Annotated in this window: 15 protein-coding genes; 9 read left to right on the top strand and 6 right to left on the bottom strand. The window is 55.1% G+C overall.

Features of this window, described 5'->3' with window-relative positions; all coding sequences use genetic code 11:
- Positions 1-5: 5 nt before the first annotated feature.
- Together pqiB and N2M06_RS07630 are read right to left on the bottom strand one after the other, a co-directional pair.
- Entirely contained in the window at positions 6-1643 is a 1638-nt protein-coding gene (gene pqiB / locus N2M06_RS07625; protein WP_346352122.1) for an intermembrane transport protein PqiB, read from the bottom strand.
- Positions 1636-2970, bottom strand: a complete 1335-nt coding sequence (locus N2M06_RS07630; protein WP_346352123.1) for a paraquat-inducible protein A — start codon at positions 2968-2970, stop codon at positions 1636-1638. Before N2M06_RS07630 ends, pqiB begins: the two co-directional genes overlap by 8 nt.
- A 211-nt stretch (positions 2971-3181) precedes the next feature.
- Here N2M06_RS07630 and N2M06_RS07635 point away from each other — a divergent pair, with 211 nt between their 5' ends.
- Entirely contained in the window at positions 3182-4804 is a 1623-nt protein-coding gene (locus N2M06_RS07635; protein ID WP_317074327.1) for a methyl-accepting chemotaxis protein, read from the top strand.
- Between the two features lie 67 nt (positions 4805-4871).
- Here the strand turns inward: N2M06_RS07635 and N2M06_RS07640 are convergent, their stop codons facing one another.
- The 3 genes from N2M06_RS07640 to N2M06_RS07650 all read right to left on the bottom strand — a co-directional run bounded on the left by N2M06_RS07640 (position 4872) and on the right by N2M06_RS07650 (position 8321).
- Positions 4872-6062, bottom strand: coding sequence for an amino acid aminotransferase (locus N2M06_RS07640; protein WP_346352124.1), 1191 nt, complete (start codon positions 6060-6062; stop codon positions 4872-4874).
- 105 nt (positions 6063-6167) lie between these two features.
- Positions 6168-7358: a Bcr/CflA family multidrug efflux MFS transporter gene (locus N2M06_RS07645; RefSeq protein ID WP_019935344.1), complete on the bottom strand. Its 1191-nt coding sequence runs from the start codon at positions 7356-7358 to the stop codon at positions 6168-6170.
- 63 nt (positions 7359-7421) lie between these two features.
- On the bottom strand, positions 7422-8321 hold the full coding sequence (locus N2M06_RS07650; RefSeq protein ID WP_346352125.1) for a DNA replication terminus site-binding protein: 900 nt from the start codon (positions 8319-8321) through the stop codon (positions 7422-7424).
- Positions 8322-8595: 274 nt separating this feature from the next.
- On the opposite strand from N2M06_RS07650, the gene N2M06_RS07655 reads away from it, so the two are divergent.
- On the top strand, positions 8596-8892 hold the full coding sequence (locus tag N2M06_RS07655; RefSeq protein ID WP_346352126.1) for a YebG family protein: 297 nt from the start codon (positions 8596-8598) through the stop codon (positions 8890-8892).
- Here N2M06_RS07655 and N2M06_RS07660 read toward each other — a convergent pair whose 3' ends face one another.
- A complete protein-coding gene (locus N2M06_RS07660; protein WP_346352127.1) occupies positions 8893-10680 on the bottom strand; it encodes an ABC transporter ATP-binding protein in 1788 nt (595 codons plus the stop codon).
- Positions 10681-10753: 73 nt separating this feature from the next.
- Between N2M06_RS07660 and N2M06_RS07665 the strand changes: the two genes are divergently transcribed.
- From N2M06_RS07665 to pyrD, 7 genes are all read left to right on the top strand, one after another.
- Positions 10754-11215 (top strand): GAF domain-containing protein, encoded by a 462-nt coding sequence (locus tag N2M06_RS07665; protein ID WP_019935340.1) that lies wholly within the window; start codon positions 10754-10756, stop codon positions 11213-11215.
- Positions 11216-11306: 91 nt separating this feature from the next.
- Positions 11307-11852 (top strand): RNA chaperone ProQ, encoded by a 546-nt coding sequence (gene proQ, locus N2M06_RS07670; protein ID WP_019935339.1) that lies wholly within the window; start codon positions 11307-11309, stop codon positions 11850-11852.
- A gap of 10 nt (positions 11853-11862) precedes the next feature.
- Positions 11863-13869 carry a carboxy terminal-processing peptidase gene (prc, locus tag N2M06_RS07675; RefSeq protein WP_346352128.1) on the top strand — a complete coding sequence of 669 codons (2007 nt, stop codon included), beginning with the start codon at positions 11863-11865 and terminating at the stop codon, positions 13867-13869.
- Between the two features lie 83 nt (positions 13870-13952).
- On the top strand, positions 13953-16559 hold the full coding sequence (pepN, locus tag N2M06_RS07680; protein WP_346352129.1) for an aminopeptidase N: 2607 nt from the start codon (positions 13953-13955) through the stop codon (positions 16557-16559).
- Positions 16559-16777, top strand: a complete 219-nt coding sequence (locus tag N2M06_RS07685) for a DUF2835 family protein (RefSeq protein WP_346352130.1) — start codon at positions 16559-16561, stop codon at positions 16775-16777. Before pepN ends, N2M06_RS07685 begins: the two co-directional genes overlap by 1 nt.
- A gap of 297 nt (positions 16778-17074) precedes the next feature.
- On the top strand, positions 17075-21907 hold the full coding sequence (locus N2M06_RS07690) for an NAD-glutamate dehydrogenase (protein ID WP_346352131.1): 4833 nt from the start codon (positions 17075-17077) through the stop codon (positions 21905-21907).
- A 59-nt stretch (positions 21908-21966) separates the two neighbouring features.
- Positions 21967-22974 carry a quinone-dependent dihydroorotate dehydrogenase gene (gene pyrD / locus N2M06_RS07695; RefSeq protein WP_317074336.1) on the top strand — a complete coding sequence of 336 codons (1008 nt, stop codon included), beginning with the start codon at positions 21967-21969 and terminating at the stop codon, positions 22972-22974.
- Positions 22975-23007 lie beyond the last annotated feature (33 nt).

The following is a 23007-nucleotide window of genomic DNA, read 5'->3' on the forward strand; positions in this document are numbered from 1 at the left end:
CAGCATTATCTGGCCGCCTTTGGTTGAGGATCCTGAGTGGGTTTACGGTCAAAGATCAGGGCATTGGGCTGATCGTTCAGTGTGCGCAGCACCGGCTGCATATCTGCCATCAGTTTTTCCAGCCGTGACAGAGTCCGGGTCAGCTCGTTATAGCCTTGTGAGTCGGGAGCAAAGCCCTCAAGTGTATGACTGAGCTGGCGCAGGGTCTGGTTAACATTGGCGGGCAGCGCAGTGGTCGCCGGATCTGCCAGCAGCCGGTCAACCGAGGCGGCAATGCGGTTTATTTTCTCCATGGTCTGCTCAGTGCTTGCCAGGGTTTTGTTCAGGTTGTCGACTACCGGCTCTATGTTCAGGTTGTTGAATTTGTCGAGCAGGTTAGACACTTTTTGCTCAATCTGGGCAAAGCTGCCCGAGGTGGTGGGAAACACGCGGCGCTGCACAAAGGTCATTTTCTCAAATGCCGGCACTTCCTTATGAAAATTAAGATCCACAAACAGAGCGCCGGTCAGCAGGTTGCCGGCTTTTAATGAGGCCCGCATACCGTGGCTGAACATACGTTCAAAGCGGGCATACCATTGGTCCTCATCAATGGTCTGCAGTTCGTTGTCGAAACGCTGGGGCTCAATACGGATTAATACCGGAATGGCAAACCGGCTGAGAGAGTCGGGTTGTGGCGCGGTAAACTGCCAGGGCACGCTGACCACAGAGCCAATGCGTACACCGCGATACTCTACCGGTGCACCGGGCTCCAGCCCTCTGACCGTATCGTCTACCAGCAGCACATATTCCAGATATTGATCATAACTGCCTTCATTGGCGCTTTCTTCATCGGCAAACAGCGTATAGCTGGCGTTGGCTCTGGCCTTTTTTCCCATAGGGGTATTTTCCGGTACGCCAAAGGTAATACCGCCACCCACCAGTGATTCCAGTGAGCCGACTTTTACGCGAAAGCCCTGAGAGTCGAGCCGCATATCAATGCCACCACTGGTCCAGAAACGGGTAGTGGTAGTGACCAGCGAGTCATAGGGGGCCTGAATGTACAGGCGAAGCTGCATTTCCCGCTTTTCGGCATCAAACTCGCTGTGCTCAACCCGGCCCACTGTATATCCCTGATAAGTCACCGGATCTCCCGTGCTGATGGCATTGCCCACCTGACTGACAAGGTTAATGCGAATGCCGGCGGCGTCGGGCGGGGCTACCGGAGGCTGATCCAGCACCTGAAAGCGGCGCAGAGACTCTTTGCTGTTGCCCGGCAGCAGTTGTATGTAGGCACCGGAAAGCACGGTATTCAGCCCGCTGATGCCTTCCCGGCCAATGCGCGGCTTGACCACCCAGAACCGGGTTTCGGTATTAAGCATATCCTCAGCCTGGGGACTCATGCGGGCGGTGATCACCGCGTGTTGCAGATCGTCTGACAGATTGACCTTCTCGACCCGGCCCACTTCTACATTGCGGGTTTTTATCAGAGTCTTGCCGGCTTCAATGCCTTCTGCGTTATCCATAACCAGCGTAATGGACGGCCCCAGTTTGCTGAGGTTGTCATAGATCATCCAGGCACCGATGAGCACGGCCACCAGCGGGACTATCCAGATGGGCGACAGCGAGCGCTGGGTTTTACGCTCAGCGTGGGAAGACTCAGGCATGATTGGATTCCTTGGAGTTATCATTATTTTTCGGGTTGGCACCGACCCAGATACTGCGCTGATCAAACAGCATGGCGGCCAGCATGGTCAGGATTACCACGGCGGCAAAGGCAAGGGCGGCAGGGCCGGGCTCGATAGACATCAGATTGCCGTTGCGAATAAGGGCGACCAGAATGGCCACCACGAATACATCCACCATGGACCAGCGGCCCACAAACTCGGTAATGCGATAGAGCCGAATGCGATTCATGCGGTTAAGCCCCGCTTTTTCCTGCTTCACCACATAACACAGCCACAGCAGTGCCAGAATTTTACTCACCGGCACCAGCACACTGGCAGTGAAAATAATAAAGGCAATGGGCCAGTCACCGTGCTGAATAAACAACAGCACACCGCCAATAATGGTAGAAGGCGAGCTGCTGCCCAGAGAGGTCGTGACCATAATGGGATACAGGTTGGCAGGCAGATACATCACAATAGCAGCGGCCAGCAGTGCCAGGGTGGCCTGATTGTTAATGCCATGCCAGGGGTGCAGGGGCTCGTCGCAGCGACGGCAGCGAGGTTTACGCGTTTGTGGAATATCATTGACCAGGCCACAGGTGTCACAGCCGCACAGGTTTTGCTCACTGGCGGTGAGGCCGGCCCGGGTGCCCGGCGGCGCCATGCCTGTGCGATCCAACGAAAACCAGAGCCAGTCCTTGTCCACTGACTGAGTGGTTTTAAGCAGCAGAACAGCGAAACCACAGAAGGTCCAGAATGACAGCCCCAGTTCTATTTCAGCCATGCCGACCACCTTGATGAGGCTGACCAGGGTGCCAATCACAAATACATCCGCCATCATCCAGGGAGAAACATGACGCAGGGTACGCGCAATTTGCGGGCTGCGGGGCAGCGGATGTCCCAACAGCATGCCAATGCACAGCCAGCACACGCTGAGCAGATAAACCAGCGGCAGAATAATGACTGTGAGCAGCACACACAGGGCCACCAGCGGCTGATGCAGGCCAATAAGCGTTGATGCACTCTCGGTCAGCTCAATGCGGTTACCGATGCCGCTGAACTCAAAGCCGATAAAGGGAAAGGCCACCGACAGCGCCAGGGTGATAAGAGTTGCCAGCGCCAGTGCCAGAGAACGCTCTGCCGGATTGGCATGACGACGTACCAGGGTATGTCCGCAGCGGGGACAGTCAGCTTTTTGCCCCGGCGATAATGACGGCAGGGCCACCACCAGATCGCACTCATGGCATACCCGCAACCGGCGGCGGGAAATCAATGGCCGGCGGTCGGAACATGAAACTGGCTGCTGCTGAGGGCGATGCGTGCTCAAAGATGACCTAATGCAAATAAAATCAGTGCCTTGATACTACGATAGTTGCCTATCAGTAATAAAGTCGAATCACACCCCTGTACATATAATCTTCACTTAGCAACACAGATCACATTTTTAGTCATGTTTTGGTACCTCTGCCGATAAGATGAATGTGTCATGACGGTTTGATGACAATGTTGTAATAAATTGAAAAGGAGAGCATGCAAGCGTGTTGCGTAATATAAATATTGGCCTGAGGGCTGCCCTGTCGTTTGGTGTGATTGGCGCACTGATGTTGATTCTGGGCATGCTCAGTATTCTGCAGCTGGACAGGCTTAATGAGCAAATAACCATACTGTCGATGCATCGGGTTCCCAGCCTGACAGCCGTAGAAAATATTGATAAGGAATTTCTTCGCATTCGTCTGCACAGCCTGGCGCTGGCAAATTCGGCCGAGCCGGACAAACGGGCCGAATCCCGGGCCAATCTGGAAGCGGCCAAACGCAAGCTTGCTGAGTTTAAACGTGAATATGACGGTTTGGCGCAAATGCCGGAAGTGCGTGAGTTGCTGCAGCGTTTTGAAACCGTGGAAGCGCGCTACTGGCAGGCCAACGAACGCATTATGCGTCAGGCCGAGCGAGGCGATCTGGCCGGTGCCAACCTGGCGTCGCGGCTGGATCTGGCTCCCCTGGCCGAGCAGCTGGCCGATCTGCTGCGTGAGCTGAATCAGGTGCAGCATCAGCGCATTGACCAGACCAATACCGAAACCGATGAGGTTTATGCTCTGTCGCGTAATGCGATAGTTGGCTTGCTGCTGCTGGCGCTGGCGGGTATGAGCGTGCTGGCCCTGCTGCTGACCCGCAGTATAGTGCACCCGATCAGCGATGCAGTAAAAGTAGCCAAAGTCATTGCCGGTGGTGATTTGACCTGGCCGGTAAACGTGGAAGGGAATGATGAGCCTGCCCGCCTGCTGCAGTCATTGCAGCAAATGCAGAACAGCCTGAAAGAAACAGTGCGGCTTATCAGCGACTCCTCTCATCAGCTTGCTTCTACCTCCGAGCAGCTCAGCTCGGTGACAGAAGCGTCGACCAGAGGCCTGCATCAGCAAAGCCAGGAGCTGGAGCAGGCCGCTACCGCGGTTACTGAAATGACCACAGCAGTAGAAGAGGTGGCGCGCAATGCGTCCAGTACATCCCGTGAGTCGGAGCTGGCGGATGAGCGTGCTCAGTTCGGCCGGGACCGGGTGGGCCAGACGGTCACTTCAATTGAAGGCCTGGCCGGTGAAATTGGCGAAACTATGGGTAATATAGAGAGTCTGGCGGTGCGGGTAAATGACATCACCACAGTGCTGGATGTGATCCGGGCCATTGCCGATCAGACCAACCTGCTGGCACTGAACGCTGCCATTGAAGCTGCCCGGGCCGGTGAGTCGGGGCGCGGTTTTGCGGTGGTAGCCGATGAAGTCAGGGCGCTGGCATATCGCACTCAGGAGTCGACCAAGGAAATTGAACAGATGATCCAGGCGGTGCAGCAAGGATCTCAGAATGCGGTTATTGCCATGAAGAGCAGCAATGAGCGTACCAGCGGCACTCTTAATATTGCCCGTGAGGCCGGTGAAGCGCTGGCGCAGATTGCCACCAGCATTGCCGGTATTAATGATCGCAATATCGCCATTGCCAGTGCGGCGGAAGAGCAGGCGCATGTGTCGCGGGAAGTGGATGGCAATCTGGTGAATATCAGGGATCTGTCGGTACAGAGTGCGGCCGGTGCCAACCAGACCAGTGCTTCCAGCCAGGAGCTGGCGCGCCTTGCCGGTGAGCTGAACAGTCTGGTCAGCCGTTTTGTGATTTAGGCACAATTCTTACCGCAATAAAAAAGCCCCGCTGTGCGGGGCTTTTTGCTGTCAGCGGCGTACCTGCTTACAGTACGGCAGCAATGCCGTCGCACAGAGCGTCGATATTGGCCTTGGTAATACCGGCCACACTGATACGGCCGGAGCCGACAATGTAGATACCAAACTCGTCTTTCAGGCGGGCTACCTGCTCTTTGGACAGACCCGAGAAGGAGAACATGCCATTTTGACGGGCAATAAAGCTGAAGTCCTGATTAACACCACGGGCGGCCAGCTTCTCCACAAACAGGGTGCGCATTTCCTGAATACGGTCGCGCATTTCCTTGAGCTCGGCCTGCCAGTCGGCATACAGCTCAGGATCGTTGGCGACCATGGCCACCACGTTGGCACCATGAGACGGTGGGTTGGAGTAGTTGGCGCGAATAATGGATTTTACCTGGCTGAAGCTGGTGTTGGCGGTGTTCTCATCGGTAGCAACCAGAGTAAAAGCACCCACGCGTTCATTGTAGAGGCCGAAGTTTTTGGAGAAGGAGCTGGCAATCAGCAACTCGGCATTGTGTTTGGCAAACTCACGCAGGCCATAGGCGTCTTCTTCCGTACCCTGAGCAAAGCCCTGGTAGGCAAAGTCGAACATGGGCAGCCAGCCCTTGTCGGCGGCCAGTTTGGCCAGTTGCTGCCACTGCGCCTGAGTGGGATCAATGCCGGTAGGGTTGTGGCAGCAGCCGTGGAACAGCACCACATCACCGGCTTTGGCATCTTCCAGGCTGGCGAGCATGGCGTCAAAGTCGAGATCCTTGGTGTCGGCGTTATAGTAGCCGTATTCTTTTACTTCAAGGCCGGCTGCGGTAAACACAGCTCTGTGGTTGGCCCAGGTAGGATTGGAGATCCAGATGGTGTTGGTGTCGAGCTGGCGGGCAATAAACTCGCCGGCAATGCGCAGGGCACCAGTGCCGCCCGGTGCCTGAGCGGTGCGGGCACGTTTATCGGCAATAATGGCGGCACCATCACCAAACAGCAGCTTCTGTACTACCTGACCATAGGCCTCAATGCCTTCTATGCTGAGATAGTTTTTGGTGGTTTGCTCTTGCACCAGGCGGGCTTCAGCCTTTTTGACACAGCGCAGTACCGGGGTCTGACCGGCTTCGTCTTTGTAGATACCTACGCCCAGATTGATTTTATCGGTACGGGCATCTTTGCGGAACGCATCGGTCAGACCCAGAATAGGATCCGCCGGAGCAGCAGTGACCTTCTCAAACATAGTGTTGTCAATTCCTTCTTGATAAAAGCGAATGTGATCGCAAAGCGATGCCTTTTAGTTATATCACTTGCACCGGTAGTAAAAAAAGGGCTGCTGTTGCATAAATTATGCTGGTGCTGTCAGCGCCGGCCGCACCAGTAACCAATAGCTGGCCAGCGCCAGCCAGGCGCACAGGCTCATCACCAGGGTCATGGGCAGGGCAGAAAGGGCATGGCTGGCATTGACCGCAAAGGTGGCCAGCGCACCCAGACCAAAGCGCACTGTGCCGGCCAGCGCCGAGGCAGTGCCTGCCGACTCGGGAAAATGACTGAGCAGCCCGGCCATGGAATTGGCCCCCACCAGACTGATTTGCGCTATCAGCAGCATAATAGCGGGCACCAGCCCCCACAGACCACCGATGCCGGTGATGCCAAAAAACAGCAGCGCCATCGCCGCTACCGCCGCCAGTATCAGGCCGGTTTTCAGCAGACGATCACTGCCCAGGTGTTTTACCAGCCGGCTGTTGGCAAAGGTCAGCACCATCATCAGCACTATGTTCAGGGCAAACAGCAGACCATAGCGCTCGGGAGGGACACCATACAACTCGATATAGACCAGCGGCGAGCCGGAAATAAACGCAAACATGGCGGCGGTAGTGAGACCGCCACAGCCAATGTAACCCAGGGCGGCGCGGTGGCGCAGCACCCGGCTGTAGTTCTGCAGCACCGGCCAGATACGAAACGATTGCCGGTGCTCGGGCTTTAAGGTTTCCGGAATGCGCAGCGCCAGCGCGACCGAGACCAGGGCACCAATGACTGCCAGCAGCACAAAAATGCTGTGCCAGTGCCCCACCAGCAACAGATAGCCGCCAATAATGGGAGCCACCAGCGGTGCCAGTGTCATCACCAGAATGACCATGGACATGACTCTGGCGAACATGTCCCGCTCAAACATGTCTCTGAGCAGCGCGTTGAGCACCACAGATCCGGCGGCCCCGCCCAGTGCCTGCAGCAACCGAAAGGTCATCAGGGTTTCAATGCTGTTGGCAAAGGCACAGCCCAGGCTTGCCAGGGTAAACAGCGCCAGTCCGCCGAGCATCACCGGCTTGCGCCCGGTGGCATCGGCCAGCGGCCCGTAAAACAGCTGGCCCAGCGCAAAGCCGGCCAGATAAACACTGATGGTCAGCTGTGCCTGTGACACGGGCACACCCAGATCTTCAGCAATGGTGGGCAGGCTGGGGAGATACATGTCTATGGCAAGGGGCGTCAGCCCGGCCAGGCTTGCCAGCAGCAACAGTAATGAAAGGGGCAGCGCCATTTCGGGCTCCAGCAGTTACAAAAGAAACATTGTGCCATGATAACACTGCCACTCAGCAGTATGTCAGGGCTGATACGGATAAATATGCAGCCGCGGAATCAAGGGCTCACCGCCAATGCGTGCACTGCGTCGCTTGCGGGTGTTCGCGGGAGGATAGTTTCCCAACGGCGTGACTGCCGGCAGTTCATCCTGGCACAATATCAGCGGCAGGTGCGCCTTGAATTGCTGCTGACGGGGTGTGAGCTGTTCATGCCAGCGCACATTGACCATGGGATGGGTTTTGACCGGCCGGCGCAGGCGCAGTTCAATGTGAGCGGGCAGACGTTTTACATCGTAAATTTCACGGTCGATACATTGCAGCCAGGTGTGCTCATCCACCAGCGGAGGAAGGGAGAGCCGGCTTTGCATTAGTTGTTCCACCAGTTTTATCTTGTCTACCTTCTGAATAATTTGCTTGTTGGCCCAAGTAAAGCCTAGCCGGGAGGCGGAGCGAGGCAGTAGCGTGAGCTGACGATATACCTGCAGGGTGATCAGACCCGGAAAGGTGTCGTGCACCAGAGTGAACTTTTTGTCTTTATCGTCCAGTTGCTGTACCAGAGCACGAAAGGTCTGTTTAAGGTTATTCACCTCTTCTACCAGAGGAGCGATGACTGAGTGGCTGGCTGCAGGGAGCAGCACAAAGCCCGGCAGCCGAAAGCTGGCTTTGGCGGAGCAACCGGGCGAGATATGCCAGCGGCCAAAGGCGGCAAGGGCAGCATCAAGCGCTGGCTGCCCCGACAGCTGCTGCTCTATGGTGATGGTTTCTACCGGGTCGTGCTCTTTGCCGGTGGGCGTATCTGGCAAGGCGTAGACGGCAGCCACCGGCGCTGAGCCTGCCTGCTGGCGCAGGGCATGACAAAGCGCGGCCAGGGCCGACTCCAGTTGATCCATGGTGTGACGTAATTCGGCGGCCAGAGTAAACATCAGTTATGCCAACATACAATTGATGATGAAATAATAATACAAGTCCGAGTAAATTGCCATAACAGAGTAAAAGACCAGCAAGCAAAAAAAGCCAGGTACGAAATCCGTGTACCTGGCTCAGGGGAATGGCTCATTGACTGAGCCGTGCGCTAAGAGAACGCCAGACAGGCGCTCCCTTTACAAATTTTAGCCTTTAATAGCAGGGCTGCCAGTTAACCCTTGAAATAACAGGGATGCTTGTTTACTGTATGTTTATACAGATAAGGAGTCCACTATGGCTGTAGAAGTTCAATATCGTGTTGTGCGTAATGGGATTGAGAAGATGATCTTCACCAACAAAAAAGAAGCCGATGCCTATGACCGGCTGCTCGATCAGGCTGAACATATCGAAACCGTGCTGGAAGGGGCACCGGTCGCACTTAACGAGCAAGACAGGGAAGCGCTGGCGCTGTATCTGGCAGAAAACCAGCAGGCGCTGGCGGGACCCAAGAAAAAGCCGGTAAAAGCTGCCGGCAAGCAGAGCACTGATGCCGGCAATGAAGATAACAAGGCAGTAAAGGCCGTTGCCTGATCAGCTGTACAGGGTGCGATATAACCCCGGCTGGTCGAGCAACTCATGATGAGTGCCCGACTGACTGATTTTTCCGTCTTCAAATACGATTACCCTGTCTGCCTGGCGTACCGAACTTAACCGGTGCGCCACTATCAGGGTGGTGCGGCCTTTAAGAAAACCGGACATGGCCTGATGCAGCCGCTGCTCGGTATCGGTATCCAGCGCCGAGGTAGCCTCATCCAGAATCACAATGGCGGGGTCTTTCAGGATCATGCGGGCCACTGCCAGCCGCTGTTGTTGTCCGCCCGAGAGCCGTACTCCCCGCCGGCCCACTTCCGTATCCAGGCCCTTGTCCATGGCCGCTACCACCTCATCAAGCTGTGCCACCTTCAGTGCCTGCCAGATGGCATCATCATGGTGTTCGTCACCCAGATTCAGGTTGGCCCGCACCGTATCGTTAAATAACACCGGTTGTTGCAGCACGGTGGCCACATGCTCACGAATGGTGGCAAACCCGATGTCCTGACTGCTGGCACCACCAAAGCGAATATCACCGCTGTCGGCCGGGTAGAGCCCCAGTAACAGCTGAATAAAAGTGGACTTGCCGCCACCACTGGCACCCACCAGAGCGACCTTTTCACCGGCGGCAATGCTCAGGCTTACGTCATCCAGCACTTTTCGTTCACCATCGTACGAAAAGCTCAGATGATTGACATCAATGGGCAGGGTAGTGGTGCCGGTAAAAGGATTAACGCGGCCCTGACTCTCAGGCTCGCCGCCCAGTGCCAGCATGCTGTTAATGCGTTTACGAGCGGCATCGGCGGCATAGAAGGAATACTGCATATTGAGCAACTCCTGTACCGGCCCCATCATAAACCAGAGGTAGCTGAACACCGCAAAGATCTGACCTACAGTAAGATCGGTAAACAACACCATGATCATGCCAACGGCCCGAAATAACTCCACCCCGGACAGAAACAGCAGAAAACTGGCCTTTCCGGCTGCTTCGCTTTTCCAGTGATATTCAATGGCGGTATCCCGTACGCCGCGGGCCCTGTCGATGACCCGGCGCAGATAGTGGCGCTCCCGGTTGGCCGCACGAATTTCCTGAATGCCGTCCAGGGTTTCTACCAGCGCCTGCTGAAACAGCTCAAAAGCCTTGTTCTCATTGCGTTTGAGATACTTTACCTTTGAGCCGAGCCGGCTCGAAAAAAACACTACCACAGGGTTAAGCAGCAGAATAAACAGCCCCAGCTGCCAGTTCAGCAGCAACAGCACCACGGCAGTGCCTATCACACTCAGCAGGCTTATCAGCAGCCGGCTCAGTGTTTCGCCCAGAAATTTGTCAAGGGTTTCCACATCGGTGATGTAGTGGGAGCTGACACTGCCGGCCCCCACAGATTCAAAGGTGCGCATGGGCGTGCGCATCAGCTGGCGGGTAAGACGCTGGCGGATCTGAAAGGTAATGTGTTTGGCTACCCGGGCAAACTGCCGCCCCTGCAAAATATTGAATACCAGGGCCATAACGCGCAGCAACAGTGTCACCACCAGCACCGCTAAAATATACCCCACTCCGGTCTGCCAGTTGTCAGGCAATATAGGGTTCAGGGCTGCAATCAGGCTGCCGGGTTGCTCAAGCAGCACTTCGTCTACCAGCAATGGCATCAGCAGGGGAACAGGCACCGCCAGCAGGGTGCCGGCAATGGCCAGCAGGTGGGCTCTGATCAGCTGTTTTTTATGTCGCCGCATCATGCTGATCAGCCCGGACCAGTGCAAAACCCGGCTGTTTGAATCTTTTTTATTCATTCATCACCATCTTTGGTTTTCATTTGCCTGAAGGGCAGGTAAGTTAACCCAAAACCGTTAACTCTCTGACACCATGAGCGAAAAACACACATTTTATCAAAGCCTGACCGCTCAGGCACTGGCCTTGTGCGAAGGCGAACCCAACCGTATTGCCAAGCTGGCCAACCTGTCGGCACTGCTGAACCTGTCCCTCGATAACATTAACTGGGTCGGCTTTTACCTGCATGACGGCAATGAACTGGTGCTGGGCCCGTTCCAGGGCAAGCCTGCCTGCGTGCGTATTCCCGTTGGTAAAGGGGTCTGTGGCACAGCAGCCGCAACCAATCAGGTGCAGCGGGTAGCCGATGTCAATGCATTTGACGGTCATATTGCCTGTGATGCCGCCAGCAATTCTGAAATTGTGGTGCCGCTGGCTGATGCTGACGGGCAGGTTTGGGGCGTGCTGGACATTGACAGCCCTGACTTAAATCGCTTTGATGCCCACGATGAACAGGGCTTGTCTGCGTTGGTGCGGGCTGTACTGCCAATACTGTAATATGCCGGGGTCGCTTTTGTTGGTGCGGCCCTTATAATATGCCGGTTTCAACGGGCGGTGCGCCCACTGGTTTCAAACCCCAAGGTAATTCATGGAAAACTCTGAAAAACTGAAAAACAGTAAAGAAGTCATTGCTTATCTGGCCGAGTGCTTTCCCCAGTGTTTTGTAGCGGAAGGCGAAGCCAAACCGCTCAAGATTGGTATCTTTCAGGATCTGGCGGCACGCATGACGGATGATCCCAAGGTATCCAAGACTTTGCTGCGCACCGCGTTGCGCCAGTACACCTCCAGCTGGCGTTATCTGCACGGCCTCAAGGCCGGCATGAGCCGTGTTGACCTCGACGGCAACCCCTGCGGTGAGCTGACCCAGGAGCATATTGATCACGCCAGACAGGCGCTCAAAGACAGCAAGGAAAAGGTGTTTGGCCCGCGCAAGGAAAAGCCGGCCGGTAAAAAGCCCCGTCCGCGTGCAAAAAAAGTGGATCCTGCGAAACTCGCGGTAGAGCAGAGTGTCAAAGTTTTGCTGGGCAAGTCGCCGGTTCCCGCTACCATTAAGGAAGTGACCCGGGACGATGTTCAGGTTGAACTGAAAACCGGTATGTCAGTGCGCGTTAAATTTGAACATATAGTTCTCTGAGGAGTAGGGTTTGATCAGTCACGGAATTCGTTATTCCCTGGTGGCCGCCGCTGTGCTGGCCACTGGCCTTGCTCAGGCAGTGGCACCGGCCATCGATGCTGATGCTATTCCTGCGCTGGCACCGGAAAGTCAGCACGCAGCAGCGGCCAAGCGGATTACCGCGCTGTTCACCCGCTCTCATTACAAGCAGTTCAGGCTGGACGATCAGTTTTCTCAGGCGATTTTTGATCGTTACATTGAAAGCCTGGACTACAGCCGCAACATTTTTACCCGGCAGGATATTCAGCGCTTTGAGCGCTTTCGCAACAGCTTTGATGACCTGCTGCGGGCCGGGCGGCTCGACTCTGCCTTTGAAATGTACAACGAAAGCCTGAAACTGCGCTATCAGCGCCTGTCCTATGCACTGTCGTTGCTCGACACGCCCATGACGTTTGAGGATAACGAGCGTTACCAGTTTGACCGCACCGAAGCCGACTGGCCTGCCAGCCGTCAGGAGCTGGATGAGTTGTGGCGCAAGCGGGTGAAGTTTGATGCTCTGAGTCTGGCACTGGCCGACAAAGACTGGGATGAAATCAAGACCACCCTGACCAAGCGTTACAACAATGCCATCAAACGTTTGTCTCAAAGTGAAAGTGAAGATGCCTTCCAGAGCTTTGCCAATGCGTTTGCCAGGGCCATTGAACCTCATACCAGCTATCTGAGCCCGCGCAATGCCGAGCGCTTTGAGACTGAGATGAATCTGTCGCTGGAAGGTATTGGTGCCGTGCTGCAAGCCGAAGACGATTACACTGTCATTCGCTCCCTGGTGCCCGGTGGTCCGGCGGCCAAGTCCAGCGAGCTGCAGCCTGATGACCGCATTATCGGGGTGGGGCAGTCGCAGGATAAAATTACTGATGTGATTGGCTGGCGGCTGGATGAAGTTGTGGATCTTATTAAGGGGCCAAAAGGCACCAAAGTCTGGCTGCAAATCCAGCGTGGTCAGGCGGTGGCCAATACGCCCCGGGTGATTGAACTGACCCGTGATACCGTGCGCCTGGAAGACAGGGCCGCCAGTGGCAAGGTACTGGAGGTAGACGAGCATCGCATCGGTGTGATTGAAATTCCGAGCTTTTACGTCAACCTGAGTGTTGATGTGGCCCGGGAAGTGGAGAAGCTGCAGCAGGAGAATATAGAAGGGCTGGTCATTGATTTACGCACCAATGGCGGCGGCGCGCTGACCGAAGCCTCGGCCCTGACCGGCCTGTTTATTGATAATGGTCCTGTGGTACAAATTCGCGACGGTTTGGGTCGCATCTCGGTGAATGGTGACGAAGACGATCGTATCAGCTACGACGGCCCCATGGCTGTGCTGGTGGATCGCTATTCGGCGTCGGCCTCAGAGATTTTCGCTGCCGCCATGAAAGATTATGGCCGGGCCATTATTCTGGGTGAAAATACCTTCGGCAAAGGCACGGTACAACAGCACCGCAGCCTGTCGCGCATTTACGACCTGTATGAACATCCCATGGGCTTTGTTCAGTTTACCATTGCCAAGTTCTACCGTATTAATGGTGGCAGCACTCAAAACCGTGGTGTGAGGCCGGATATTCCGTTTCCCACTCCCATAAAAGCTGATGAAACCGGAGAAAGCCTGGAGAAAAACGCACTTCCCTGGGATCAGATTGAAAGCGTTGATTTCAGCCAGGTACAGGATTTGAGTCCTTATCTTGCTAAATTGCGCCAGCGTCATCAGGCGCGAATTGAGCAGGATCCGGAATTTTCTTATGTATTTGAAGATATTCGCGAATATCAGAAGAAAAAAGACGAAACGTCCATTTCGCTCAACCTGGCAGAACGTAAAGCCGAGCTGAAAGAGCAGGATGCCAAATCTCTGGCACGGCTGAATGACCGGCTGCGTCGTGCTAATCTGGAGCCGGTAGCCAGTCTGGACGAGGCACCCAAGGATTTTGAGCCTAAAGACAGCTATCTGGAAGAAGCGGCGCGCATTACCGCCGATCTGGCCGACATGCTGGGCTGAGCAAAACAGGTTAATACGGGGCCAGCTTGCGGCCCCGTTTTTTTATTGATCACTTCCATTCATCATTTTCAACGAGATTCACTATGAGCCAAACCCAACCTCAGGTGCAATATCGCGACGATTATCAGCCGCCTCATTACTGGATTGACACCCTGGATCTGGATATTCAGCTGCACGACACCGCCACCGAGGTAGTGGCCATCAGCCGTGTGCGCCGCAATGGTGAGCATAATGAGCCGCTTGTGCTGAATGGCGAGCAACTTGAGTTACTGTCGGTGTCGGTGAACGGCATTGAAACCACTCAGTTCGAACAGGAAGAGAACGCCCTGGTGCTGCCTCAGGTGCCCCAGGAATTTGTGCTGACCATCAGAAACCGCATTAATCCGTCGGCCAACACGGCCCTTGAAGGGCTGTACAAGTCGGGTGATGCTTTCTGTACCCAGTGTGAAGCGCAGGGCTTTCGCCGTATTACCTATTATCTTGACCGGCCCGATGTGCTGGCCCGCTTCAGCACCCGCATTACCGCCGATGCCACCACCTGCCCCTTCCTGCTGTCCAACGGTAACCGGGTGGGGCAGGGTGTGCTTGATGATGGCCGCCATTGGGTGCAGTGGCAGGATCCGTTTCCCAAGCCTGCTTATCTGTTTGCACTGGTGGCCGGTGACTTTGATGTACTGCGCGACAGCTATACCACTCACAGCGGCCGCGAAGTGTCGCTGGAAATTTTTGTGGACAAGGGCAACCTTCACCGCGCCGGACATGCCATGGACAGCCTCAAGGCGTCCATGCGCTGGGACGAGCAGCGCTGCAATCTGGAATATGATCTCGATATTTACATGATAGTAGCGGTGGACTTTTTCAATATGGGGGCCATGGAGAACAAAGGCCTGAATGTATTTAACGCCAAGTTCGTGCTGGCAGACGCCGAAACCGCTACCGATGATGATTATCTGGATGTGGAACGGGTGATCGGTCATGAATATTTTCATAACTGGACCGGCAACCGGGTTACCTGCCGGGACTGGTTTCAGCTGTCGCTGAAAGAAGGGCTGACGGTGTTCCGGGATCAGGAGTTCTCTTCTGATCTGGGCTCGCGCACGGTTAACCGCATCAGTAATGTGCGCATTATGCGCGGCCCTCAGTTTGCCGAAGATGCCGGCCCCATGGCCCATCCCATTCGCCCCGATGCGGTGATCGAGATGAATAATTTCTACACCCTGACGGTGTATGAAAAGGGCTCGGAAGTGATCCGCATGCTGCACACTCTGCTGGGTGAGCAGGCATTCCAGGCTGGTCTGGCACTTTATCTTCAGCGTTTTGACGGCCAGGCGGCCACCTGTGATGACTTTGTGGCGGCCATGAGCGAGGCCAGTGGCCGGGATCTGACACGTTTCAAACGCTGGTACAGTCAGTCCGGTACGCCGGAGCTGACGGTGCGTGATGCTTATGATGCAGACACTCAGCGCTATACCCTGACGGTGCAGCAGCACACGCCGCCCACCAAAGATCAGCCCGAAAAGCTGCCGCTGCACATTCCCCTGAGCGTGGCGCTCTACAGCGAACAGGGTGAACCGATATCGCTGTACCTGAACGGCCAGCCTGCTGATGCCGTGCTGGATGTGCTGGAAAACGAGCAGGAATTTGTATTTGAGCGCGTGCCATCCCGTCCGGTACCGGCACTGCTGCAGGGTTTTTCGGCGCCGGTAAAACTGGATTATCTCTATACCGATGAGCAGCTGACCCTGCTGGCCCGGGTCAGTCTGGATGAGTTTGTACGCTGGGATGCGGTACAGATGCTTATCAATAATACGGTGCGGCATAATATGGCACTGCTGCAACGCCGCCAGGCACCGGTATTGCCCCGCAGCCTGCTGGATGTGTTTCGCTGTACGCTGGAAGACAGCGGCATAGACAGAGCACTAAAAGCAGAAATGCTGACCTTGCCGGATGTAAACAGCCTGCTTGAGCTGTTTGAACAGGCGAATATCGAGCAGCTGTGCGAAGTGCGCCAGCACCTGGCCAAAGAGCTGGCTGAGGCTCTGATACCAGCCTGGCAGCAGGCTTATGAAGAGAACCAGACACCGGAATATCGCATTGATCATGATGACATGGCTCGCCGGGCGCTGAAAAATACCGCGCTGGGTTATCTGGCGTTAACCGGTGATCAGACCAGAGTGGCAGATCAGTTTGCCGCCGCTGATAACATGACTGACACTCTGGGAGCCCTGCGCGCAGCGGTGCGTGGTGAGCTGGATTGCCGTCACTCTATGCTGACACAGTTCGAGCAAAAGTGGCGCAACGACGGACTGGTGCTGGACAACTGGTTCCGGCTGCAGGCCACGGCACCCGGTGCCGATACGCTGGCACGAGTGCGTGAGCTGATGACACACCCTACCTTCAGCCTGACCAACCCCAACCGGGTGAGGGCGCTGATTGGTGCTTTTTGTCAGGGTAATCCGGCGCAGTTTCATCGTATTGACGGTGCCGGCTACGATCTGTTGACCGAGGTGCTGACCACACTGAACGACAGTAACCCGCAGGTAGCTTCCCGCTTGCTGACGCCTTTTATTCAGTTCCGCCGGCTCGATGACGGCCGCCAGAGCCTGATTAAAGCGCGGCTGCAACAGCTGATGGCATTGCCCTCGCTGTCGCGGGATCTGTATGAAAAGATCAGCAAGGCGCTGGACTGATGCAGCGTTTTCGCTTTCGGCTGGCGATTTCTGCCGCCGAGTTACAGCGATACTACACCGGCCGGGTGTCGGCGCTCACCGTCATGACAGAGCAGGGGCTCAGATTGCAGCTGCCCCTGCATCATTTTCGCGCTTTTGTAGGCCATGGCGGTCTGCACGGGCGCTTTGAGGTGGAGCTGAATGAGCGCAATGCGCTGCAGCGTTTGCAACGTATTTAAGTATTTATTCATAACAATTAACGGCGATGCCCTGACGGTGTCGTCGTTTTATTTTGTATATTGTAAAAAATGATTTAAATATGCCACCTCACGGAATATTCATTCATTTATTTTCTCTTTGCCTTTGCATATATTCTGCGCATCAGTGACGGTGGCGATATTTTTCAGATCCTTGTTAAGCGAATGCCTCGCTTTCCTGTTTCAGCAGGCATACACTGATTGTCATTCCGGTGAGTTGTCACACTCATTGGTCATTCTTTTCTCCATGGTCAGCCTGCTCATGAGGAATCCAATACCATGACACTTAATGCAAGCACTTCTGTATTACTTGAAAACGTTGAACAGCTGGTTAGTGAAAAGTTTCCCGAGAACATAGCTCCCCTGGTACAGCAATTTGTCTGCAAGCTCTACAGTGGCATGACCCATGATGATTTGAACCATCGCAATGACAGTGATCTTTATGGTGCCGCCATTAATCTCTGGAACGATTTTGAAACCCGCCCGGATGATAAACCCCATGTTCAGGTATATAACCCCACCTTGACCCGCCATGGCTGGCAATCACCTCACACTATTGTTGAGCTGGTACTGCGGGATGCACCTTTTCAGGTGGACTCCATCCGCATGGCGCTGAGCCGGCTGGGCATTACTGCTCACCTGATGCTGCATCAGCCCATGCACCTGGTGCGCGACAAGCAGGGCCGTCTGACCGAAATCCTTTCCAGCAAAGACAAGCGTAAGCAAAACAGGGCGGAAACGGCCTTTTTGATTGAAATTGATCGCCAGCCCGAGAAAGCCAGACGGGATCAGTTAAGAGACGAGCTGCTGTCGGTGGTGGAAGAAGTTGCGCTGTCGGTGGATGACTGGCAGCCCATGGTCAATACCTTGAATGAGGTGATTGAAGCCCTGCCGGCTCAGGTGAAACAGCACGATCAGCAGGATGTAACAGAAACCCTGTCGTTTCTGCGCTGGGTGGCCAATCACAACTTCACCCTCATGGGGTATCGCCGCTATCATATTTCCGCCATTGAGGGAGATTATGAGCTGGTGCCGGATCACGATACCAGTCTGGGGCTGATGCGTAATATACAGCACAGTGACGGCCTGCGCCTGAGCAGCCTGACACCCACAGCGCAAAAAGAGGCCTTGAGCAAAAATATTCTGGTGCTGACCAAAACCAATCATAAATCCCGCGTACACAGACCGGCTTATATCGACTATATCGGCGTGAAGCGGTTTGATAACAAGGGCAATGTGATTGGTGAGGATCGCTTTATTGGCCTGTATGCCTCCAGCATTTATAACACCAGCGCCATGCAAATTCCGTTGATTGGCGAAAAGCTGACCCGCATCATCACTGCCTCCGGCCTGGAAGCCGGATCCCATGCTTATAAAGCCCTGCTGAATATTCTGGAAACCTACCCTCGCGACGAGCTTATTCAGGCCCGTGAAGACGAGCTGCTGGACATTGGCATGGGGGTGCTGGCCATGCAGGAGCGGGACATGACCCGGCTGTTTGTGCGCCGGGATCTGTTCGGCCGCTTTTTTTCCTGCATGGTGTATGTCACCAAAGACAGATACAACACGGCCCTGCGGGAGAAAACCCAGCGGATTTTTCAGCGTTACTTCGGCTCTGAAGAGGAAGTGGAATTTACTACCTATTTCTCGGAAGGGGTGCTGGCCCGCACTCACTATCTGATCCGCGTGCAAAATAACACCATGGATATTAATGTGAACGAAATTCAGTCCAACCTGATAGAAGCTGCCCGCAGCTGGGACGACAAGCTGGAGCAGGCGCTGTCGGCAAGCTTTGGCGAAGCTGAGGGCAATCGCCTCAAGAGTAAATATCAGCAGGCCTTTCCCAGAGCTTACACCGAAGATGTAATGCCGGGCACGGCAGTGGCTGATATTGAGCAACTGGAAGCCCTGAGTGATGATAACCGTCTGGGGCTGTTGTTCTATCGTGCCCAGGAGCAGGCCAAAGACTCCAACCGGGTGCGGCTAAAGCTCTATCACAGGGCCGAGCCCATTCATCTGTCCGATGTGCTGCCCATGCTGGAAAATCTGGGGCTGAGAGTGATTGGCGAAACGCCCTATGAAGTGGATTGCGGTGACGAAACCTTCTGGATCCTGGATTTTTCCATGCTGCATCCGCGCGGCCCCCTGGATCTGGATGCCAGCCAGCAGCGCTTTCAGGATGCCTTCTCTGATGTATGGAATAACCGGCTGGAAAATGACGGCTTTAACCGCCTGGTGCTGGCGACCCGTCTGACCGGACGGGAAGTCAGCGTGCTGCGTGCCTATGCCCGTTATATGCGCCAGACCGGGGTCACCTTCAGTCAGGCCTATATTGAAGAAACCCTGTATCGCTATCCGCATTTATCCTGCTTGCTGTTCACTTTGTTTGAGCAGCGTTTCAGCCCGTCATTCAAACGCAGCGAGAAAAAACTGCAGGCTCTGCACCAGGAGCTGGTGGAAGAGCTGGACAAGGTGGCCAACCTGGATGACGACCGCATTATTCGCCGTTATATGGAAATGATTGAAGCGACCCTGCGCACCAACTTCTATCAGCCTGCGGCAAATGGCAGTGACAAGGAATATGTGTCCTTCAAGCTGGCTCCGGAGTCGATCAGTGATATGCCGCTGCCGCTGCCGAAATTTGAAATCTTTGTATATTCCCCGCGGGTGGAAGGGGTACACCTGCGCTGGGGCAAGGTGGCCCGAGGCGGCCTGCGCTGGTCGGACCGCCGGGAAGACTTCCGCACCGAAGTGCTGGGCCTGGTAAAAGCCCAGCAGGTGAAAAACACTGTGATTGTGCCCGTGGGGGCCAAGGGCGGTTTTGTCTGCAAGCAACTGCCGGAAGGGGATCGCGCCGCTTTTCTGCAGGAAGGTAAAGACTGCTACAAGCTGTTTATTCGCGGCCTGCTGGATGTGACTGACAATATTGTTAACGGTGAAGTCACTCATCCGGAAAACGTGGTGCGCCATGATGAAGACGACTATTACCTGGTGGTCGCCGCCGACAAGGGCACGGCCACCTTCTCGGACATTGCCAACGGCATCAGTGCCGAATATGGCCACTGGCTGGGAGATGCTTTTGCTTCCGGCGGCTCTGTGGGTTACGACCACAAGAAAATGGGCATTACCGCCAGGGGCGGCTGGGAGTCGGTGAAGCGCCATTTCCGTGAGCTGGGCATTAACTGTCAGGATACCGACTTCACCTGTGTGGGCATTGGCGACATGGGCGGCGACGTGTTCGGTAACGGCATGCTGCGCTCCAGACACACCCGGCTGGTGGGTGCCTTTAACCACCTGCATATTTTTATTGATCCCGAGCCCGATGCGGCGGCCAGCTTTGACGAGCGCCAGCGCCTGTTCAACACGCCGGGCACCAGCTGGGAGGATTATAACAAGGAGCTCATTTCCGAGGGCGGCGGTATCTTTTCACGGGCTGCCAAGTCGGTGAAACTGTCGCCGCAGATGAAAAAACTGCTGGGCACGCAAAAAGCCAGCCTGACACCCAATGAGGTGATTCGCCATCTGCTGATGGCGCAGGTGGATCTTATCTGGAACGGCGGCATTGGCACTTATATCAAGTCTCGCAATGAAACCGACGCCGATGTGGGTGACAGGGCCAACGACGCCGTGCGGGTAAACGGGGAAGATTTGCGCGCCCGTATTGTGGGCGAGGGCGGTAACCTCGGCTGCACTCAGCTGGGCCGTATTGAATATGCCAGCAAGGGCGGACGCATCAATACCGACTTTACCGACAACGTGGGCGGCGTTGACTGCTCCGATAACGAAGTGAATATCAAAATTCTGCTGAACAAGCTGGTGGCAGAAGGCGAGCTGACCAAAAAGCACAGAGACGAGCTGCTGTTCGATATGACCGATAAGGTCACCGACATAGTGCTGACCAACGCCTATCGTCAGTCCCAGACCATTTCCATTACCCAGCACAGAGGCGCGCAGGCACTGAAAGAGCATCAGCGCTTTATGCACTGGCTGGAGCGCCAGGACCGGCTCGACCGTGGGCTGGAATATTTGCCCAGTGATGAAGAGCTGGCCGAGCGCATGGCCGCCAACCGGGGCCTGACCCGGCCCGAGCTGGCGGTGCTGGTGGCTTACGGCAAAATGGTGCTGAAGGACATGCTCAATATTCCCGAGATCACCGACAACGACTATATCGCCCGTTTGCTGCCCGCCAGCATGCCGGAGAAACTGGTGGCCCGCTTTGGTGAAGCACTGATGCAGCATCCGCTGCGCCATGAAATTATTGCTACCCGCCTGGCCAATATCATGGTCAACGACATGGGCTGTAACTTTGCCAACCGCCTGCTGGATGAAACCGGTGCCAGCATTGGTGATATCGCCATCAGCTTTATGATTGCCCGGGAAGTGTTTGGCCTGAATCAGCTGCTGCGCGATATTGAGTCTCTGGACAACAAGGTGCCGGCACAGCTACAACTGCAGATGTTCTACCAGTGCCGGCGCATGGTACGCCGGGCTACCCGCTGGTTCCTGCGTAACCGCAACCGCAATCTGGGGCTGGAAGAAACCATCGAGCAATATAAACCCGCCTATGACACTCTCGGCAAGCACCTTTATGACGTGATGGTTGACAGTGAAGTGGCCGAGCATAAAGCGGAAGTGGCAGCGCTGACCAAACAGGGCGTGCCCGAGTCGCTGGCGGCACGCATTGTGAACATGAGCTCACTGTTCTCGGCGCTGGATCTGGCTCAGATCAGCAACGAGCATCAGCAGGGTATTCAGGTGGCCGCCAAGGTGTATTTCCATCTGGGTGCTGAGCTTGAGCTGCACTGGTTCCTGGAGCAGATCAACCAGCAGACGGTGGGTAACCACTGGCAGGCACTGGCCCGGGCGTCATTCCGGGAAGATCTGGACTATCAGCAGCGCAGCCTGGCTTCTGTGGTACTGAAAACCTGTAAAGAAAACGGCGAATGCGCTACCATGCTCGACCAGTGGCTTGATGAGCATGAGCAGCTGCTCAACCGTTGGCGAAACCTGCTGGCAGACTTTAAAACTTCCGGCAGCCATGAGTTCGCCCAGTTCTCGGTGGCATTAAGGGAGCTGAACCTGCTGCATCTTAATTGTGTGAACGCCGCCTGATAAGCGGCCGCAACAAAAGCCCCGGCCTGGTCCGGGGCTTTTTTATAAGGAACAAACACGTGTATTCCCTGGTAAAACCTTTTCTCTTTAAATGTGATCCCGAACAGGTTCATGAGCTGACCATGAAAGCCCTGGCCAAAACTCAGCGTACACCGCTGGAAGCCCTGTATCGTCGTCCTCATATTAATAACCCTGTTGAAGTCATGGGCCTGACCTTCAGTAATCCGGTGGGGCTGGCTGCCGGTCTGGACAAGAACGGCGAGTGCATTGATGCCTTTGCTGCCATGGGCTTTGGCTTTGTGGAAGTAGGCACGGTCACGCCTCGTGCACAAGACGGTAACCCCAAGCCCCGCCTGTTCCGGGTGCAGCCTGCCGAAGGCATCATTAACCGCATGGGATTTAATAACAAGGGCATCGATTATCTGATTGAAAACGTAAAACAGGCCCGTTACAACGGCATTCTCGGTATTAATATCGGCAAGAACAAAGATACTCCCATAGAGCATGGTAAAGATGATTACCTGATCTGCATGGAAAAATCTTATGAGCATGCCAGCTACATTACCGTGAATATTTCTTCCCCCAACACGCCGGATCTGCGCTCGCTGCAATATGGCGATGCCCTGGACGATCTGCTGGGCTCATTAAAACAAAAGCAGGCCGAGCTGGCTGAGAAATACCACAAGCAGGTACCGCTGGTGGTAAAAATTGCACCGGATCTCGATGAGGGTGAAATTGAGCAGATTGCTGACAGCCTGGTGCGCTTTAATATTGACGGCGTGATTGCCACCAACACGACTCTTGACAGAGAACTGGTGTTTGAGCTTCCCCATGCTCAGGAAGCCGGTGGTTTAAGCGGCCGGCCGGTGCAAAGCAAAAGCACGCAGGTGATTGCCGAGCTGTCACGCCGCCTTGACGGCAAGCTGCCCATTATCGGGGTAGGGGGCATAGACTCACTGACCGCCGCCCGGGAAAAAATGAATGCCGGTGCCAGTCTGGTGCAGGTTTATTCCGGATTTATTTATCAAGGGCCTGCGCTGGTTCAAAATCTGGCGCGTTATCTCTGATAAACTGAATAATTATTTGCCCCCGGTCCCAAA

The sequence above is a fragment of the Oceanimonas sp. AH20CE76 genome, from assembly GCF_039654065.1.
GTDB lineage: Bacteria > Pseudomonadota > Gammaproteobacteria > Enterobacterales > Aeromonadaceae > Oceanimonas > Oceanimonas smirnovii.

Excerpts from the sequence above, each read along its gene's own strand:
- pqiB (WP_346352122.1), bottom strand. The coding sequence starts at position 1,643 with ATGCCTGAGTCTTCCCACGCTGAGCGTAAAACCCAGCGCTCGCTGTCG.
- N2M06_RS07640 (WP_346352124.1), bottom strand. The coding sequence starts at position 6,062 with ATGTTTGAGAAGGTCACTGCTGCTCCGGCGGATCCTATTCTGGGTCTG.
- N2M06_RS07645 (WP_019935344.1), bottom strand. The coding sequence starts at position 7,358 with ATGGCGCTGCCCCTTTCATTACTGTTGCTGCTGGCAAGCCTGGCCGGG.
- N2M06_RS07650 (WP_346352125.1), bottom strand. The coding sequence starts at position 8,321 with ATGTTTACTCTGGCCGCCGAATTACGTCACACCATGGATCAACTGGAG.
- N2M06_RS07655 (WP_346352126.1), top strand. The coding sequence starts at position 8,596 with ATGGCTGTAGAAGTTCAATATCGTGTTGTGCGTAATGGGATTGAGAAG.
- N2M06_RS07660 (WP_346352127.1), bottom strand. The coding sequence starts at position 10,680 with ATGAATAAAAAAGATTCAAACAGCCGGGTTTTGCACTGGTCCGGGCTG.
- N2M06_RS07665 (WP_019935340.1), top strand. The coding sequence starts at position 10,754 with ATGAGCGAAAAACACACATTTTATCAAAGCCTGACCGCTCAGGCACTG.
- proQ (WP_019935339.1), top strand. The coding sequence starts at position 11,307 with ATGGAAAACTCTGAAAAACTGAAAAACAGTAAAGAAGTCATTGCTTAT.
- pepN (WP_346352129.1), top strand. The coding sequence starts at position 13,953 with ATGAGCCAAACCCAACCTCAGGTGCAATATCGCGACGATTATCAGCCG.
- N2M06_RS07685 (WP_346352130.1), top strand. The coding sequence starts at position 16,559 with ATGCAGCGTTTTCGCTTTCGGCTGGCGATTTCTGCCGCCGAGTTACAG.
- N2M06_RS07690 (WP_346352131.1), top strand. The coding sequence starts at position 17,075 with ATGACACTTAATGCAAGCACTTCTGTATTACTTGAAAACGTTGAACAG.